This window comes from Billgrantia sp. NRB1 (assembly GCF_056921725.1).
This window is the reverse complement of the sequence record NZ_CM167783.1, coordinates 270651-288530: the sequence shown is the minus strand read 5'-3', so window position 1 is coordinate 288530 and position 17880 is coordinate 270651. Positions and strand designations below refer to the sequence as shown.

13 protein-coding genes are annotated in these 17880 nt (G+C 66.8%); 5 read left to right on the top strand and 8 right to left on the bottom strand.

Translation table 11 applies throughout. The features are described from left to right. Positions 1–15: 15 nt before the first annotated feature. The 8 genes from ACZIYR_RS01285 to ACZIYR_RS01250 form a co-directional block, all read right to left on the bottom strand. Positions 16–1596, bottom strand: coding sequence for an ABC transporter substrate-binding protein (locus ACZIYR_RS01285; RefSeq protein WP_473032080.1), 1581 nt, complete (start codon positions 1594–1596; stop codon positions 16–18). 161 nt (positions 1597–1757) lie between these two features. Next, the gene (gene purU / locus ACZIYR_RS01280) at positions 1758–2624 is read right to left on the bottom strand and encodes a formyltetrahydrofolate deformylase (protein ID WP_483527956.1); all 867 of its coding nucleotides are present in this window, start codon (positions 2622–2624) and stop codon (positions 1758–1760) included. A gap of 268 nt (positions 2625–2892) precedes the next feature. Then, the gene (locus tag ACZIYR_RS01275; protein ID WP_483527955.1) at positions 2893–3561 is read right to left on the bottom strand and encodes a sarcosine oxidase subunit gamma; all 669 of its coding nucleotides are present in this window, start codon (positions 3559–3561) and stop codon (positions 2893–2895) included. Further along, the gene (locus tag ACZIYR_RS01270) at positions 3554–6616 is read right to left on the bottom strand and encodes a sarcosine oxidase subunit alpha family protein (protein ID WP_483527954.1); all 3063 of its coding nucleotides are present in this window, start codon (positions 6614–6616) and stop codon (positions 3554–3556) included. The genes ACZIYR_RS01275 and ACZIYR_RS01270 overlap by 8 nt, the downstream gene beginning before the upstream one ends. After that, positions 6613–6972, bottom strand: a complete 360-nt coding sequence (locus tag ACZIYR_RS01265; RefSeq protein ID WP_483527953.1) for a sarcosine oxidase subunit delta — start codon at positions 6970–6972, stop codon at positions 6613–6615. The genes ACZIYR_RS01270 and ACZIYR_RS01265 overlap by 4 nt, the downstream gene beginning before the upstream one ends. Before the next feature lie 164 nt (positions 6973–7136). After that, on the bottom strand, positions 7137–8387 hold the full coding sequence (locus ACZIYR_RS01260; RefSeq protein WP_473032076.1) for a sarcosine oxidase subunit beta family protein: 1251 nt from the start codon (positions 8385–8387) through the stop codon (positions 7137–7139). A 50-nt stretch (positions 8388–8437) separates the two neighbouring features. Beyond that, complete coding sequence (gene glyA / locus ACZIYR_RS01255) at positions 8438–9739, bottom strand: serine hydroxymethyltransferase (protein WP_483527952.1); 1302 nt, start codon at positions 9737–9739, stop codon at positions 8438–8440. Positions 9740–10241: 502 nt separating this feature from the next. Further along, positions 10242–11132: a LysR family transcriptional regulator gene (locus tag ACZIYR_RS01250; protein WP_473032074.1), complete on the bottom strand. Its 891-nt coding sequence runs from the start codon at positions 11130–11132 to the stop codon at positions 10242–10244. Between the two features lie 162 nt (positions 11133–11294). Here ACZIYR_RS01250 and ACZIYR_RS01245 point away from each other — a divergent pair, with 162 nt between their 5' ends. From ACZIYR_RS01245 to dgcA, 5 genes are all read left to right on the top strand, one after another. Next, positions 11295–12404: an S-(hydroxymethyl)glutathione dehydrogenase/class III alcohol dehydrogenase gene (locus tag ACZIYR_RS01245; protein ID WP_483527951.1), complete on the top strand. Its 1110-nt coding sequence runs from the start codon at positions 11295–11297 to the stop codon at positions 12402–12404. Positions 12405–12742: 338 nt separating this feature from the next. Next, positions 12743–13858: a choline metabolism transcriptional regulator GbdR gene (gene gbdR, locus ACZIYR_RS01240; RefSeq protein WP_483527950.1), complete on the top strand. Its 1116-nt coding sequence runs from the start codon at positions 12743–12745 to the stop codon at positions 13856–13858. A gap of 215 nt (positions 13859–14073) precedes the next feature. Beyond that, positions 14074–15051, top strand: a complete 978-nt coding sequence (locus ACZIYR_RS01235; protein WP_483527949.1) for a dipeptidase — start codon at positions 14074–14076, stop codon at positions 15049–15051. A 145-nt stretch (positions 15052–15196) separates the two neighbouring features. Further along, positions 15197–15742 carry a DUF5943 domain-containing protein gene (locus ACZIYR_RS01230; protein WP_483527948.1) on the top strand — a complete coding sequence of 182 codons (546 nt, stop codon included), beginning with the start codon at positions 15197–15199 and terminating at the stop codon, positions 15740–15742. A gap of 23 nt (positions 15743–15765) precedes the next feature. Further along, positions 15766–17838, top strand: coding sequence for a dimethylglycine demethylation protein DgcA (gene dgcA / locus ACZIYR_RS01225; RefSeq protein WP_483527947.1), 2073 nt, complete (start codon positions 15766–15768; stop codon positions 17836–17838). The last annotated feature ends 42 nt before the right edge of the window (positions 17839–17880 follow it).

The following is a 17880-nucleotide window of genomic DNA, read 5'->3' as shown; positions in this document are numbered from 1 at the left end:
CGTGCCTCGAGAGACTTACTGGTTGAACTTCAGATATTTGAAGTGCGGCGTGTTCTCGCTCTGCACCTGGAAGTCGATATCGTCGCGCATCGACCAGGTCAGCATCTGATGGTGGATCGGGATGTAGACGATCTCGTCATGCACGATCTGCCAGGCTTCCGCGATCATCTCGTTGCGCGCCGCCTCGTCGGTCTCCTGGCCCATGGCCACGGTCAGCTCGTCGACCCGCTCATCGCTGTAGCCGGTGAAGTTCCAGGTGCCGCGATCCTCCTCCTTGGTGTGGTAGAGGTAGTTGAAGACGTACTCCGAGTCCATGGTGGGCACGCCCCAGCCGAGCATGTAGAAGTCATACTCGCCGCGGGCCAGCTCCGCGAAGTGCAGCGAGCGGGTCTGGGCCACCAGGTCCACGGTGATGCCGATGCGCGCCAGCATGCTGACCACCGCCTGGCAGATCTGCTCGTCGTTGACGTAGCGGTCGTTGGGGCACTGCAGGGTGACGCGGAAACCGTCGCCGTAGCCGGCCTCTTCCATCAGCTGCTGGGCGCGGCCCACATCAGCCGGCAGCACCACATCCATCTCCTCGCTGTAGCCGTTGACGAAGGGCGGCGCGATCATCCCGGCGGGTTCGGAGTTGCCGCGCATCACCGCGGTCTGAATGGTGTTGGCATCCACCGCCAGGTTGATCGCCTCGCGCACGCGGCGGTCGGCGAAGGGATTGTCGTCGGTGTCGACGGTCTCTAGCGTGGCCGAGGCCAGGTCCATGCCCAGGAAGATGGTGCGGTTCTCGGCGCCCTGCTCGTTCTTCAGACCCGGGGCGTTGGCCAAACGCTCGATGTCCTGTACCGGGGTCTCCTGGAGCAGGTCGACCTCACCGGAGAGCAGCGCCGCCACCCGAGTGGCCGACGATTCGATGGGGGTGAACACCAGCCGCGTGATCTCCATCGGGTAGTGATCGATGCCCCAGTAGTCGTCGTTGCGCACGAAGACGGTGCGCACGTCCGGCTCGCGGCTCTCGACCCGGAAGGGGCCGGTGCCGTTGGCGTTGCGCACCGCATAGGTCTCTTCCCCGGCGGCGTAGTTCTGCGGATCCTCGACGCCGTGCTCCTCGGCCCACTCACGGCTCATGATGAACAGGTTGGTGAGGTTGTTGGGCAGCAGCGGATTGGGGTCGTGGGTCTCCACGTGCACGGTGTAGTCGTCGGCAGCGCGCACCTCAGCGATGGAGGTGAGCAGGCCGCGCATGTCGGCGTGCTCGTGGCGGGCGCGGTTGAGGGAGAAGACCACGTCGTCGGCGGTCAACGACTGCCCCTCGTGGAAGGTCACGCCCTCGCGGATCTCGAACACCCAGATCTTGGGGTCGTCCGGGTGAACATACCAGTCGGTGGCCAGGCCCGGCTGGTAGGCTACGTCCATGTCCTGATAGATGAGAGTGTCGAAGATCTGGTGGTTGACCGAGTGGGTCGGCCCCTCGTTCTGGGAGTGGGGGTCCATGGTCAGGCTGTCCGCGGAGCGGGTCCAGCGCAGGGTCTCGGCATGAGCGGCGGAGGCCAGCATGGCACCAATCACGGCGCTGGCCAGTACGGTCTTCTTGAGCATCTTGTTGTTCCTCGTTCAAGCGTTTGATGGGCTCTCGCCCTTGGCGTCGTTTTTCCCACACCTTAGTCAAGATTGCCAGCCCGACGAGGAACGCGGCTTTCAGCGTTATTTCGACTCTGGTCCTTGCATCAGCCCCATGCCGAGACAGCTCGCCGCCCGATCTACCGCTCGAAGACCACGGTGCGCCTGGCGTGGAGGAAGACGCGGCGCTCCACGTGCAGGGCCACGGCCCGGGCCAGGGTGAGACACTCGATATCGCGCCCCTTGGCCACGAGGTCCTCCGGATAGTCGGCGTGGCTCACGGGCTCGATCCCCTGGGTGATGATCGGCCCTTCGTCCAGGTCGTCGTTAATGTAGTGGGCGGTGGCGCCGACCAGCTTCACGCCCTTCTCATAGGCCTGGTGGTAGGGCTTGGCGCCCTTGAAACCCGGCAGCAGGGAGTGGTGAATGTTGATCGCGCGGCCGCTGAGCTTCTCGCACATCTCGCTGGAGAGCACCTGCATGTAGCGGGCCAGTATCACCAGCTCGGCGCCGGTCTCCTCGACCACCGCCCACACCTGCGCCTCCTGCTCGGGCTTGGTGTCGGCGGTGATCGGGAAGTGGTGATAAGGGATGTCGTGCCACTCCGCCAGGGGCGCCAGGTCCGGGTGGTTGGAGACGATGGCGCGAATGTCGATGGGCAGCTGGCCGATACGGTAGCGATAGAGCAGATCGTTGAGGCAGTGATCGGCCTTGGAGACCATGATCACCACCGGCATGCGGGTGCCCGGGGGGGTGAGCTCGAAGAGCATGTCGAACTCGGCGGCCCGACCCGCGAACTCGGCCTCGAAAGCCGCCTGATCGAACCCGTCCGCCTCGGGACGAAACTCCGTGCGGATAAAGAAGCGCCCGCTCAGGCGGTCGTCGAAGGAGTGCTGCTCGGTGATATAGCAGCGGCGCTCCTTGAGAAAGCGCGTGACCACGTCCACGGTGCCGAGCTGGCTCGGGCACTGGGCGGTGAGGATCCAGGTATTGACACTACGGCTCATTACTAACTCTCCTATCACCAGAGGCCCGGATTATCGTTCTTGGGGGCTGATCCGGCGACAGGTCTATGCGGGGGCGCTGTGAATACCTCCCTGTACGCTACCGATTCCCTGCGGCGCTCTCGCGTCCCGCTTCGCTTGCAGGGCCGGTGCTGGCCATCCATGGCCAGCCCGTTCGGAGCAGTGCTCCTCACCCCTGGAATCGGACCCCCGCTGCGACCTGCCCCCGGCGCCCCTCGTCCTACCCAATAGCGGGACGGGTGGAAAAGGCTCAGCGCTCGACGCCGATAGCGTACTCCGCGCCCGCATCCAGAATCCAACGATAGCAGTAGTCGGCGAAGCTGCGGCGCAGCACCAGCTCCCAGCGATGCTCGCTGGGCCGACGCAGGATCAGGTTGGCCTTGGCGAACACCGTGGTGACCCCCTTGCCCACCGGGAAGGCGTCCGGGTGCACGTCGTAGGGCGTCGACTTCATCAAGAGCTCCCGGGCCATCTCGCCCTCGAGCTCGATCAGGGTCTGGCCGCCGCTGACGTTGACGATGGCATAGTGTTTCACAGCGGTATCGCGGGCGTCGCCCAGCGCCTCGCGCAGCTTGCCCTCCAGGGCGAACTCCTCGCCGCCGGGCACGATCAGGAGCCACTCGTCGGGGGAGAGCCACTGGATCGAGCGCTGGCCGCCCTCGTCCTGGGTCAGGGTATTGGGGCGCCCCGGCAGGCCGAAGCCGAGCACCTGGCGGACGGCCTCGTCGAGGACGATGGCGCCGCCGCGCAGGATCAGGTGGCCCAGCATGGCGCGCTCGCGCAGCACCACGCGGCTCTTCTGGCTGACCGCCGGGCGGCCGGTCTCGTGGTAGGACCAGGCCAGCGGAGACTCCGCCGGCACCTCGGCCTCGGGACGCGCGTCGTAGTGGTTGAACCAGGTGGCAGTTTGCTCAGACATGCTGGCGCTCTCCCTTGGGATCGACAAAGATCGGGCTGACGATTTCGGCGGCGTGGGTCTTGCCGTCCGCCATGGGCAGGTAGACGGTCTGGCCCATCCGCGAGTGGCCACCCTTGACCACGGCCAGGGCGAAGCCGCTGCCCAGGGTCGGGCTGTAGTAGCTGGAGGTCACGTGGCCCACCATGGGCATGGGGATGGCGTGATCCGGATCGAAGACGATCTGGGCGCCCTCCTCCAGCACCACCGCCGGGTCCTTCGGCCTGAGGCCCACCAGCTGCTTGCGGTCGACGCGCCGGGTATCGGAGCGCGACAGGGCCCGCTTGCCCACCCAGGAGTAGGGCTTGTCGTAGCCGACCGCCCACTGCATGCCCAGGTCCTCCGGGGTCACCGAGCCATCGCTGTCCTGGCCGACGATGATAAAGCCCTTCTCGGCGCGCAGGACGTGCATGGTCTCGGTGCCGTAGGGGGTCAGACCGTACTTCTCGCCGTGCTTGAACAGCGTCTTCCAGACGTGCAGGGCGTAGTTGGCCTGGACGTTGATCTCGTAGGCGAGCTCGCCGGTGAAGGAGATGCGGAAGACCCGCGCCGGCACCTCGGCGACCTTGCCCTCGCGCCAGTCCATAAACTTGAAGCTCTCCTTGGCCAGGTCGATGTCGGTGATCTCGCCCAGCAGGTTGCGCGCCTCGGGCCCGGTCACCGTCATGGTCGCCCAGTGGTCGGTCACCGAGGTGAAGGTGACGTCGAGCTCGGGCCACTCGGTCTGGTGCCACAGCTCCAGCCATTCCATGACCCCGGCGGCGCCGCCGGTGGTGGTGGTCATCAGGAAGTGGTTCTCGGCCAGGCAGCTGGTGGTGCCGTCATCCATCAGCATGCCGTCGTCCTTGCACATCAGCCCGTAGCGGGCACGACCGGGCGCCAGCTTGGCCCACTTGTTAGTGTAGATGCGACCCAGAAACTCCCGGGCATCCGGCCCCTGGATATCGATCTTGCCCAGGGTCGAGGCGTCGAGAATGCCGACCTTCTCGCGCACCGCCAGGCACTCGCGGGCCACCGCTTCCGCCATGCTTTCGCGTTCGCCGTTCGCGGCGTCGGGGCGTACTTGTGGAAAATACCAGGGGCGCTTCCACTGGCCCACGTCCTCGAACTCGGCGCCGTTCTCCACGTGCCACTGGTGCAGGGCGGTGTAGCGCTCGGGGTCGAACAGCTCACGGCAGTGGCGGCCGGCGATGGCGCCGAAGGTCACCGGCGTGTAGTTGGGCCGGAACACCGTGGTGCCCACCTCGGGGATCGACTTGTTCAGGCAGCGCGCGGCGATGGCCATGCCGTTGATGTTGCCGAGCTTGCCCTGGTCGGTGCCGAAGCCCATGGCGGTGTAGCGCTTGACGTGCTCGATGGACTCGAAGCCCTCGCGGGTGGCCAGCTCGATGGCCGCCGCGGTGACGTCGTTCTGCAGGTCGACGAACTGCTTGGGCGCGCGCAGGGTGGGCTTCTCGTGGGGCACCTGATAGAGCGCACAGGCCTTGCCCTCGCGGCGGGCATCGACCTGGGGCAGCTCGATGGCCTGGGCCCTGCGGCCCAGCGCGGCCAGCGCCTTCGCCGCCGCGGCCACGCCGTCGGCCAGCCCCTCGGCCAGGTCGTGGATCCCCCGGGCGCTGCCGGCGGCGTGCACGCCCTTCACCAGGCTGGGCACGAAGCCGAGGATCTCATCGTTCCAGGTGGGCCGGGCACCGGTGTGGGAAGCCAGGTGGATCACCGGGCTGTAGCCGCCGGAGCTGGCGATGGTATCGCAGGCCAGGGTCTCGGCCTGGCCGGTCACCTTGAACGCCTGGGCATCGAGGGTGGCCACCCGGGCACCGCTGACGCGGCTGCCTCCCTTGGCCTCGATCACCGCGGCGCCTTCGATGATGCGGATCCCGCGGGCGCGGGCCTGCTCCACCAGCTCGCCGTCCGGCGCCTGGCGCGCATCGACGATGGCCACCACCTCGCGGCCGGCGTCATCCCAGTCCAGGGCGGCGCGATAAGCGTGGTCGTTACTGGTGGAGAGCACCAGCTTGTTGCCCGGCACCACCCCGTAGCGGCGGATATAGGTGGAGACGGCGCCGGCCAGCAGGTTGCCCGGGACGTCGTTGCCGGCGTAGACCAGCGGCCGCTCGTGGGCACCGGTGGCCAGCAGCACCTGACCGGCACGCACGCGGTGCATGCGCGAACGGGAGGGGCGGCAGCCGTCCACGGTCGGCGAGGTCTCACCGAGATGCTCGGTGCGCCGCTCGTGCAGGGTCACGAAGTGGTGGTCGTGATAGCCGTTGGCGGTGGTACGGGCCAGCAGGGTGACGTTGTCGAGCCCGGCGAGTTCCTCCAGCACCTGCTCGGCCCACTGGGCGGCGGGCTGGCCGTCGAGCAGCTCGCGGCTGTCCAGCAGCGAGCCGCCCATCTCCTCCTGCTCGTCGGCCAGAATCACCCGGGCGCCGCTGCGGGCCGCGGTCAGCGCCGCGGCGAGGCCGGCGGGCCCGGCGCCGATCACCAGCAGGTCGCAGTGCTGGTTGAGGTGATCGTAGCTGTCCGGATCGGCTTCCATGGGGCTGCGGCCCAGGCCTGCGCCCTTGCGGATGTACTTCTCATAAGTCATCCACATGGAGGCCGGTGCCATGAAGGTCTTGTAGTAGAAGCCCGGCGGCATGAAGCGACCGCCCAGCTTGCCCACCAGGCTCATGACGTCGCGCTGGACGTTGGGCCAGCCGTTGGTGCTGCGCGCGACGAGCCCGTCGAACAGCGCCTGCTGGGTGGCGCGCACGTTGGGCACCTGGGCCGCCTCGGTGCTGCCCAGCTGAATCAGCGCATTGGGCTCCTCGGCGCCGGCGGCGACGATGCCGCGCGGGCGCGAGTACTTGAAGCTGCGGTTGACGATATCCACCCCGTTGGCCAGCAGCGCCGAGGCCAGGGTGTCTCCGGCATGGCCCTGGTAGCGCTTGCCGTTGAAGGTGAAGGTCAGCCGGCGTGCGCGATCGATGCGCCCGCCCTGGCTGAGACGATTCGGCTGATTCGACGACTGGCTCATGCCTTGACTCCTTCCTGACGTTCGACCGCTTCCGCCTCGGCGGCCACCGGCTCGGCCGGCTTCCCCTCGGGGTGCTCGGCGGTAAAGCGCGGCTGCTCGCCGATCTTGTAGGTCTCGAGGATCTCGTAGCTCACGGTGTGGCGCGTGACGTTGAAGAACTTGCGACAGCCGACGGCGTGCACCCACAGCTCGTGGTGGATGCCGCGGGGGTTGTCACGGAAGAAGAGGTAGTCGCCCCACTCCTCGTCGGAGCAGGCCTCGGGATCCGCGGGGCGTACGATATGCGCCTGGCCCTTGGGGTGGAACTCCTCTTCCTCGCGGAGCTCCTCGCAGTAGGGGCAGTAGATCAGAAACATTTTTTATTCCCCCGTAAGTCGGGATAAGAACTGTGAGCTTCTGCGCCAGCGAGCCGCGTGAGGGCAAGGCGTCCGATGAAGAGGAGCCGCAGTGTACGGGGTAGGTACATGAGGACTCCGATGAATCGGACAACGCAGCCATCGCGTGGCGCAGCTCGCAGAAGTTAGTGGGCCACGCCGGCCGCACCGTGCTCGTCGACCAAGGCCCCGGTATGGAAACGGTCGATGGAGAACGGGGCCGCCAGCGGATGGGCCTGGTTCTTGGCCAGGGTCCAGGCGAACACATGGCCCGACCCCGGGGTGGCCTTGAAGCCGCCGGTGCCCCAGCCGCAGTTGAAGAAGAGCCCCTTCACCGGCGTGGCGGAGAGGATCGGGCAGGCGTCCGGGCAGGTGTCGACGATGCCGCCCCACTGGCGGTTCATGCGTACCCTCGAGAAGATCGGGAACATCTCGACGATGGCCTGCAGGGTGTGCTCCACGGTGGGGTAGCTGCCGCGCTGGCCGTAGCCGTTGTAGCCGTCGATGCCGGCGCCGATCACCAGGTCGCCCTTGTCGGTCTGGCTGATGTAGCCGTGCACGTGGTTGGACATCACCACGGTGTCGAGCACCGGCTTGAGCGGCTCGGAGACCAGCGCCTGCAGCGGGTGGGACTCCAGCGGCAGCCGGAAACCGGCCATCTTGGCCAGCACGCCGGAGTTGCCCGCCGCCACGCAGCCCACGGTCTTGGCCTCGATGTCGCCGCGGTTGGTGTGCACCCCGTAGACGCGGCCGTCGCGGATCTTGAAGCCGGTGACCTCGGTGTTCTGCAGCAGATCCACGCCGAGTGCGTCGGCGGCCCGGGCATAGCCCCAGGCCACGGCGTCGTGGCGCGCCACGCCCGCCCGCGGCTGCCAGGAGGCGCCGAGGATCGGGTAGCGGGCGTTCTTCGAGCAGTCCATGATCGGCACGATCTCCTGGATCTCCTCGGGGGTGAGCACCACGCTGTCGATGCCGTTCAGGCGGTTGGCGTTGACCCGGCGCTGAACGTCGCGCATGTCCTGCAGGGTGTGGGCCAGGTTCATGACGCCCCGCTGGGAGAACATGACGTTGTAGTTGAGGTCCTGGGAGAGCCCCTCCCACAGCTTCATGGCGTGCTCGTAGAGGGCCGCCGATTCGTCCCACAGGTAGTTGGAGCGCACGATGGTGGTGTTGCGGGCGGTGTTGCCGCCGCCCAGCCAGCCCTTCTCCACCACGGCGACATTCTTGATGCCGTGCTCCTTGGCCAGGTAGTAGGCGGTGGCCAGGCCGTGGCCGCCGCCGCCGACGATGATCACGTCGTACTGCTTCTTGGGCGTGGGATTGCGCCACTGGCGCTCCCAGTTCTCGTGGTGGCTGAGCGCGTGCTTGGCCAGCCCGAATCCTGAATAGCGTTGCATCTCGTCTCTCCTCGACCGGCCCCGGCGGGCGGGGCCGTTACCCTAGGCGTTCAGGCGGTGGCGGTTTCGCGGGCCGGGGCGGCGGTGGCGGCCCCATAGACCGGATGGCGCTCGCAGAGCGCGGCGACCTTCTCGCGTACCTCGGTCTCCACGGCGTCGCTGTTGCGCTGCTCGGCCAGCACATCCAGGATGTCGCAGATCCAGCCCGCCAGCTCGGCGCACTCGGCCTCGTCAAAGCCGCGGGAGGTCACCGCCGGGGTGCCGATGCGCAGGCCGGAGGTGACGAAGGGGCTCTGCGGGTCATTGGGCACGGCGTTCTTGTTGACGGTGATATGGGCGCGGCCCAGCGCCGCATCGGCGTCCTTGCCGGTCACGCCCTGCTTGATCAGCGAGACCAGGAAGAGGTGGTCGTCGGTGCCGCCGGAGACCACGTCGTAGCCGCGCGCCATGAACACCCCGGCCATGGCCCGGGCGTTGTCGATCACCCGCTGCTGGTACTGGACGAAGTCCTGGCTCATGGCCTCCTTGAAGGCCACCGCCTTGGCGGCGATGACGTGCATCAAGGGGCCGCCCTGCTGGCCGGGGAAGACCGCGCCGTTGAGCTTCTTGTAGAGGTCAGCGTCGCCGTGGGCGGAGAGGATCAGGCCGCCGCGGGGACCGCGCAGGGTCTTGTGGGTGGTGGTGGTGACCACGTGGGCGTGGGGAATCGGGCTCGGGTAGTGGCCGGCGGCGATCAACCCGGCCACGTGGGCCATGTCGACCATGAACCAGGCGCCCACCTCGTCGGCGATGGCGCGGAAGCGGCGCCAGTCGACGACGCGGGCGTAGGCGGAGAAGCCAGCGATGATCAGCTTGGGCTTGTGGCTGCGCGCCAGCCGCTCGACCTCCTCGTAGTCGATCTCGCCGGTCTCCGGGTTCAGGCCGTACTGCACGGCGTGGTAGTGCTTGCCGGAGAAGTTGGGCGCCGCCCCGTGGGTCAGGTGGCCGCCGTGGGCCAGGCTCATGCCCAGCACGGTGTCGCCCGGCTTGACCAGGGCCATGAAGGCCGCGGCGTTGGCCTGGGCGCCGGAGTGGGGCTGGACGTTGGCGTAGTCGGCGCCGAACAGGTCGCAGGCCCGGTCGATGGCCAGCTGCTCCACCACGTCGACGTGCTCGCAGCCGCCGTAGTAGCGCTTGCCCGGGTAGCCCTCGGCGTACTTGTTGGTGAGCTGGGTGCCCTGGGCCTCCATCACCGCCCGGCTGGCGTAGTTCTCGGAAGCAATCAGCTCGACGTGGGCCTCTTGGCGCACCACTTCATCGGCGATGGCGGCGGCGATCTGGGCATCGAAGGCGGCGAGAGACATCGGGTTCATGACTGACTCCTGTTGTTATCGGGGGTGGCAGGCTGTTCCTCGAATCTATCGGCGACCCGCCCACGTGAAAAATTTGAAATCCTTATGCGCAGATAACCGCTGCGCAGCCTGTCGGGCTCACAGGTCGATTAAAGGCCAGGGGGGCGAGAATGAATTGAACAAATGCGACAGGCTTGCTGAACGTACGCCGCGGGAACGCCGGCACTCTGCGTCTCTTCCGGCGGCGTCATGCCGAGGATCCGGGTCGGGGGAGGCGAAGCCACCAAGGCTCCCCTAAGGCCTTGTAAGAATGGGTTCATCGCAGACTGGCGTGAACTGGCTCTGTGGGAGGGACGGTTCGACGCCTCGACTTCAGCTCGCGAAGTAGCGCGCAGCGCTACCCATGGGGCGCCTGCGGCGCCTTCGCCCGGCAGAGCCGGCCTCCCACCATAAAACCTGCCAAACATGTTCACGCTAAAGTGCGAAGAACCTTGAAAGAATGGCGCTCTTTTCCTGCCCGCCGCTATCCCGAGCGCTGGAGACGCTCGCCGATATGCGCGACCAGGTGGTCGACCAGCAGCCGGATCTTGGGCGACAGGTGTCGGTGGCGCGGGTAGACCGCCCACACCGCGGTATCGCGATACTGAAAGTCGCCGAGCACCGAGACCAGTTCGCCGGACGTCAGGTAAGGCGCCACGTAGTAGTCCGGCAGCTGCGCCAGCCCGAGCCCCTTGAGGGCCGCATCGAGCAGCGCCGACCCCGAGTTGGCCTGCCAGCGCCCTTGGACCCTCACCTCGCGGCGGGAGCCGCGCACATCGAACAGCCAGAAGTCCCGCGAGCCGAGCAGGCAGCGATGGCGGGACAGCTCGGCCAGCGACTGGGGGCGGGCATGCTGAGCGAAATACTCCCGGGAGCCCACCACGTACTCCCGGCGTTCACACAGGCGTCGTGCGATCAGCGTCGAGTCCTTGAGCACGCCCATGCGGATGGCGATGTCATAGCCCTCCTCGATCAGTGCCACCTGGCGATTGGTGAAGTGCATCTGGACCTCGAGCTGCGGGTGCAGGCGCTGGAAGTCATTGACCAGCGGCGCCACGAAGCGCTCGCCGAAGGTGGTGGCCGAGGTCAGCTTGAGGAGCCCCTTGGGGCGGTGCTGCAGGTCGTCGATGGCGGCCTCGGCCTCGCGAAAGCCGTCGAACAGGCGGTGGCAGTGCTCATAGTAGAGAGTGCCGGCATCGGTGAGGCGGATCTGCCGGGTGGTCCGATAGAGCAGCTGGGTGCCCAGATGATTCTCCAGCTGGCCGACCAGGCGGCTGATATGCGAGGTGGACACCCTGAGGTGGCGGGCGGCGGCCGAGAAGGAGCCCAGCCGCACCACCTCGATGAAGGCCTCGATGCGATCCCAGCGTTGCATGACGGTCGATTCTCCGTGGGATTGTTGCCAGGTGGCAATAATTTTGTGAGCCAAGCCCCGTTTATCCCGCCTCCGCGGCTACCCTAGACTGGCGGGACACCGGCGTGGCGCTCGGCAGCCGCCGACCCACGCCTCGACGCATGGGTCTACAGGAGTCCACCAATGAAGTCACGCGCCGCCATCGCACTGCAACCCGGCCAGCCGCTGGAGGTCACCGAGATCGACGTCGAAGGGCCGAAGGCCGGCGAGGTGCTGGTGCGCATCAAGGCCACCAGCGTCTGCCACACCGACGCCTACACCCTGTCCGGCGCCGATCCCGAGGGCAATTTTCCGGCGGTGCTCGGCCACGAGGGCGCCGGCATCGTCGAGGAGGTGGGCGAAGGCGTCACCTCGCTGGCCGTCGGCGACCACGTCATCCCGCTCTATACCGCCGAGTGCGGCCAGTGCAAGTTCTGCCTCTCCGGCAAGACCAACCTGTGCGGCAGCGTGCGCGCCACCCAGGGCAAGGGCCTGATGCCCGACGGCACCAGCCGCTTCTCGCTGGACGGCAAGATGCTGCACCACTACATGGGCTGCTCCACCTTCAGCGAATACACCGTGCTCCCCGAGGTCTCCCTGGCCAAGGTCTCCAAGCAGGCGCCGCTGGACAAGATCTGCCTGCTGGGCTGCGGGGTGACCACCGGCATCGGCGCGGTGCTCAACACCGCCAAGGTGGAGCCGGGCGCCACCGTCGCGGTGTTCGGCCTGGGGGCCATCGGTCTCGCCGTGATCCAGGGCGCGCAGATGGCCAAGGCCGGCCGCATCATCGCCATCGACGTCAACCCGGACAAGTTCGAGCTGGCCCGCCAGTTTGGCGCCACCGAGTTCGTCAACCCCAAGGAGCATGCCGACCCGATCCAGCAGGTGATCGTCGACCTCACCGACGGCGGCGTCGACTACTCCTTCGAGTGCATCGGCAACGTCAACGTGATGCGCTCGGCGCTGGAGTGCTGCCACAAGGGCTGGGGCGAGTCGATCATCATCGGCGTGGCCGGGGCCGGCGAGGAGATCTCCACCCGCCCCTTCCAGCTGGTCACCGGCCGGGTCTGGAAGGGCTCCGCCTTCGGCGGGGTCAAGGGGCGCAGCGAGCTGCCGGGCTACGTGGACCGCTACATGGCCGGCGAGCTCAAGATCGACGAGTTCATCACCCAGGATATGCCCTTCGAGCAGATCAACGAGGCCTTCGAGCTGCTGCATGCGGGCAAGAGCATTCGTACGGTACTGCATTATTAAATGCGCTTCGCTGATCCATGCCGATCAGCAAGTCATGCAGCACCGCTCAGGAACGGAGGCGTGCCATCTCATCACGGCGCTGCTGCGCAACAGCAGCGCCACTGTCTCGTTACCGACACTCACAGCGACCGCCGCATGCCAGTTTGCGACACGATTGTCGTGAATTACTGCATCCCGGTTTTTCGATAGGCAAATTTGAGCTGCGCTGACGCCGACAGAACGATTACCTTTCGATGGCATGCCCGTTAGCGACCTATGTCAGCGGCACGGCGCTGGCACATCCAATAACGATAACACCACTCCTCAGCCTCCCCAGGCCAACAATGCCGGAGTAATGCATGACCGACTCTCCTCAAACAGCCCGTCCTACTGCGACGCCTCAGACCCTGGGATTTCTTCTGCTGGACGACTTCACCCTGATCTCGCTGGCCTCGGCCATCGAACCGCTGCGCATGGCCAATCAGCTGGCCGGTCGTGAGCTCTACCGCTGGTACACCCTGACCCCGGACGGGGCGCCCGTGCGCGCCAGCGATGGCCTTCAGGTGACCCCGGATGCCGCCACCGGTATCCCGCTGGCGCTGGATACGGTGATCGTCTGCGGGGGCGTCGGGCCCAGCCGCAGCGTCCATCGCGAGCACGTCCATTGGCTTCAGGCCCAGGCACGCCAGTCGCGGCGCCTCGGCGCGGTGTGCACCGGCAGTTGGGCGCTGGCCAGTGCAGGGCTGCTTGACGGCTACGAGTGCAGCATCCACTGGGAGTGCCTGGCGGCCATGCAGGAGGCCTTCCCGAGGGTGGCGCTGACCACCCGGCTGTTCTCCATCGACCGTGACCGGGCCACCGCCTCAGGCGGCACCGCCCCCCTGGACATGATGCTCAACCTGATCGGCCGCGACCACGGCCGTGACCTCTCCGCCGGGATTTCGGAGATGTTCATCTACGACCGGGTGCGCAACGAGCAGGACCAGCAGCGGGTGCCCCTCAAGCACGTGCTGGGTACCACCCAGCCCAAGCTGCTGGAGATCGTCGCCCTGATGGAGGCCAACCTGGAAGAGCCCATCAGCCTCGACGAACTGGCGCAGTATGTCGATATCTCTCGGCGCCAGCTGGAGCGGCTGTTCCATAAGCACCTGCACTGCTCGCCGTCGCGCTACTACCTCAAGCTGCGGCTGACTCGAGCCCGCCAGCTGCTCAAGCAGACACCCATGCCGATCATCGAGGTCGCCTCGGCCTGCGGGTTCGTCTCCACGCCGCACTTCTCCAAGTGCTATCGCGAGTATTTTGGCATACCGCCCCGGGATGAGCGGCTGGGGACCTCGCGTCCCAAACAGCGCGCCGAGGTGACGGTAGCGCTGCCCCTAGCCGCAGCCAGCGTGCCCCAGGAACCGGTCTCGAGCGCGGTGCTGGCCCTGGCCCAGGCGCGCGGCGAACCCACCTACGCCAGCGTGCCGATCTAGATCTAGGTCTTTCACCTTTCCTTGCATGAGCGCGTGCCCCGGCCCTCGGGGCACGCGACTCTTTTCACGGCCCCGATGAGGTCTGCACGGCCTGCTTGTCGAGATCACGACAGCCGTGACGCTTTTGGAATTCCCCCTGTCGTTTCCAAGCGTCGGCCCGCTTCAGGGCGGCGCTATGCTGCCGGCAAATCAACAGCACTGCCGGAGCAGCCAACATGTCCCCGTCCGACCTGCATAACGACGCCATCGTCATCGACGGCCTGATCATCGCCAAGTGGAACCGTGAGCTCTTCGAGGACATGCGCCGTGGCGGCCTCACCGCCGCCAACTGCACCGTCTCGGTCTGGGAGGGCTTCCAGGCCACCGTGGACAACATCGTCAGGTCCAACCAGCTGATGGCCGAGTGCAGCGACCTGGTGCGGCCGGTACGCACCACCGCGGACATCACCCGGGCCAAGGAGGAGGGCAAGACCGGCATCATCTACGGCTTCCAGAACGCCCACGCCTTCGAGGACCAGATCGGCTACGTGGAGATCTTCAAGCAGCTCGGAGTGGGCATCGTGCAGATGTGCTACAACACCCAGAACCTGGTGGGCACCGGCTGCTACGAGCGCGACGGCGGTCTCTCCGGCTTCGGCCGCGAGATCGTCGCCGAGATGAACCGTGTCGGCATCATGTGCGACCTCTCCCACGTGGGCGGCAAGACCTCCGAGGAGGTGATCCTCGCCTCCGAGAAGCCGGTCTGCTACTCCCACTGCCTGCCCTCCGGCCTCAAGGAGCACCCGCGCAACAAGTCCGACGAGGAGCTGAAGTTCATCGCCGACCACGGCGGCTTCGTCGGCGTGACCATGTTCACCCCCTTCCTGCGCGCCGGCATCGACGCCACCGTCGACGACTACGTCGAGGCCATCGAGTACGTGATGAACATCGTCGGCGAGGACGCCATCGGCATCGGCACCGACTTCACCCAGGGCCACGGCCAGGACTTCTTCGAGTGGCTCACCCACGACAAGGGCTACGCCCGCCGCCTGACCAGCTTCGGCAAGATCATCAACCCCGAGGGCATCCGCACCATCGGCGAATTCGGCAACCTCACCGAAGCGCTGCTGCGTCGCGGCTTCAGCGAGCGCCAGACCCGCAAGATCATGGGCGAGAACTGGGTCCGAGTACTGAAGGACGTTTGGGGAAACTGATCTAGCAAAGGCCGACACCGGATGCATTCGGGGGCGCCGGGGGCAGGCCGAATAAAGAGGAAAAAGGCCTGCCGCCGGAACAGCCCCCGAAACCGCCAAGCCAGATGGCGACTGCCAAGAACAACGATTATTGAGGAATGAGACCGTGACCAAGATGGCCCCCGAACTGCCCATCGACGTGGATAGCGAAACCGGCGTCTGGACCACCGACGCCCTGCCCATGCTCTATGTGCCGCGGCACTTCTTTATCAATAACCATGTGGCCGTGGAGGAGGCGCTGGGCGCCGAAACGTACGCCGAGATCCTCTACCACGCCGGCTACAAGAGCGCCTGGCACTGGTGCGAGAAGGAGGCCGAATTGCACGGCCTGGAAGGCGTCGAGGTGTTCGAGCATTACATGCAGCGCCTCTCCCAGCGCGGCTGGGGCAAGTTCGTCACCGAGGCCATCGACCTCGATGCCGGTACCGCCCGGGTGCGCCTGGAACACAGCGCCTTCGTCTATCAGCTCGGCAAGGTGGGTCGCAAGATCGAGTACATGTTCACCGGCTGGTTCGCCGGGGCCATGGACCAGATCCTCGCCGCCCGGGGCAGCGACCTGCGCACCGTCGCCGAGCAGACCCAGAGCGCCGCCGAGGAAGGCTGCGAGGTGGGCATTTTCGAGACCAAGCCGCTGACCGGCGCCATCCGCTGATCCCGGAACGAGGAGAGAGAACCATGGCATTCGACGCGATCTTCCAGCCGATCCAGATCGGCAAGCTCACCATCCGCAACCGGGTCGTCAGCACCGCCCACGCCGAGGTCCACGCCACCGACGGCGGCATGACCACCGAACGCTACGTCAAGTACTACGAGGAGAAGGCCAAGGGAGGCTGCGGGCTGGCCATCTGCGGCGGCTCCTCGGTGGTCTCCATCGACAGTCCCCAGGCCTGGTGGAGCTCGGTGAACCTCGCCACCGACCGGATCATCCCGCACTTCCAGAACCTCGCCAACGCCGTCCACCAGCACGGCGGCAAGATCATGATCCAGATCACCCACATGGGGCGCCGCTCCCGCTGGGACGGCTACAACTGGACCACCCTGCTCTCGCCCTCCGGGATCCGCGAGCCGGTGCACCGCTCCACCTGCAAGACCATCGAGGAGGAGGAGATCTGGCGCATCGTCGGCGACTTCGCCCAGGCCGCGCGCCGGGCCAAGGAGGGCGGCCTCGACGGCGTCGAGCTGTCCGCCGTGCACCAGCACCTGATCGACCAGTTCTGGAGCCCGCGGGTCAACAAGCGCGAGGACCAGTGGGGCGGCAGCTTCGAGAATCGCATGCGCTTCGGCATGGAGGTGCTCAAGGCGGTGCGCGCCGAGGTGGGCGACGACTTCGCGGTGGGCATGCGCATCTGCGGCGACGAGTTCCATCCGGACGGCCTCTCCCATGAGGACATGAAGCAGATCGCCGCCTACTACGACGCCACCGGCATGCTCGACTTCTTCGGCGTGATCGGCTCCGGCTGCGACACCCACAACACCCTGGCCAACGTCATCCCCAACATGTCCTTCCCGCCGGAGCCCTTCCTGCACCTGGCGGCGGGCATCAAGGAGGTGGTCAGCGTCCCGGTGATCCACGCCCAGAACATCAAGGATCCCAATCAGGCGCAGCGTATCCTCGAGGGGGGCTATGTGGACCTGGTGGGCATGACCCGGGCCCATATCGCCGACCCGCACATCATCGCCAAGATCAAGATGGGCCAGATCGACCAGATCAAGCAGTGCGTGGGCGCCAACTACTGCATCGACCGCCAGTACCAGGGCCTCGACGTGCTCTGCATCCAGAACGCCGCCACCTCCCGGGAGTACATGGGCCTGCCGCACATCATCGAGAAGTCCGAGGGGCCCAAGCGCAAGGTGGTGGTGGTGGGCGGCGGTCCCGGCGGCATGGAGGCGGCCAAGGTGGCGGCCGAGCGCGGCCATGACGTCACCCTCTTCGAGGCCGCGGAGCAGCTCGGCGGCCAGATCACCATCGCCGCCCAGGCCCCGCAGCGCGACCAGATCGCCGGCATCACCCGCTGGTATCAGCTGGAGCTGGCGCGCCTCAAGGTCGACCTGCGCCTGGGCACCCGCGCCGACGAGGCCACGATCCTAGACCTCAAGCCGGACATCGTGGTGCTGGCCACCGGCGGTCAGCCCTTCCTCAGCCAGTACCCGGAGTGGGGCTACTCGGAGAAGGCCGAGGAGAGCCTGGTGGTGAGCACCTGGGACGTGCTCTCCGGCAAGGTCGCCCCGGGCAAGAACGTGCTGATCTATGACGCCATCTGCGAGTTCTCCGGCGTCTCGGCGGCGGACTACCTGGCCGACAAGGGCGCCAAGGTGGAGATCGTCACCGACGACATCAAGCCCGGCGCGGCGGTGGGCGGCACCACCTTCCCCACCTACTACCGCAGCCTCTACGAGAAGGAGGTGATCATGACCTCCGACCTGATGCTGCATAAGGTCTACCGCGAGGGCGACGGCCTGGTGGCGGTGCTCGAAAACGAGTACACCGGCGCCCTGGAGGAGCGGGTGGTGGACCAGGTGGTGGTGGAGAACGGCGTGCGCCCCGACGAGGCCCTCTACTACGCCCTCAAGGGGCAGTCCCGCAACAAGGGCCAGGTGGACCTGGAGGCGCTCTACGCCGCCCAGCCCCAGCCGTGCCTGAGCGAAGCGGGCGACGGCTTCCTGCTGTTCCGCCTGGGCGACTGCACGGCGCCGCGCAATACCCACGCGGCCATCTACGACGCCCTGCGGATCTGCAAGGACTTTTAACCCCAGCCATAAGCTGTAAGCCGGAAGCTGTAAGTGGGGAGG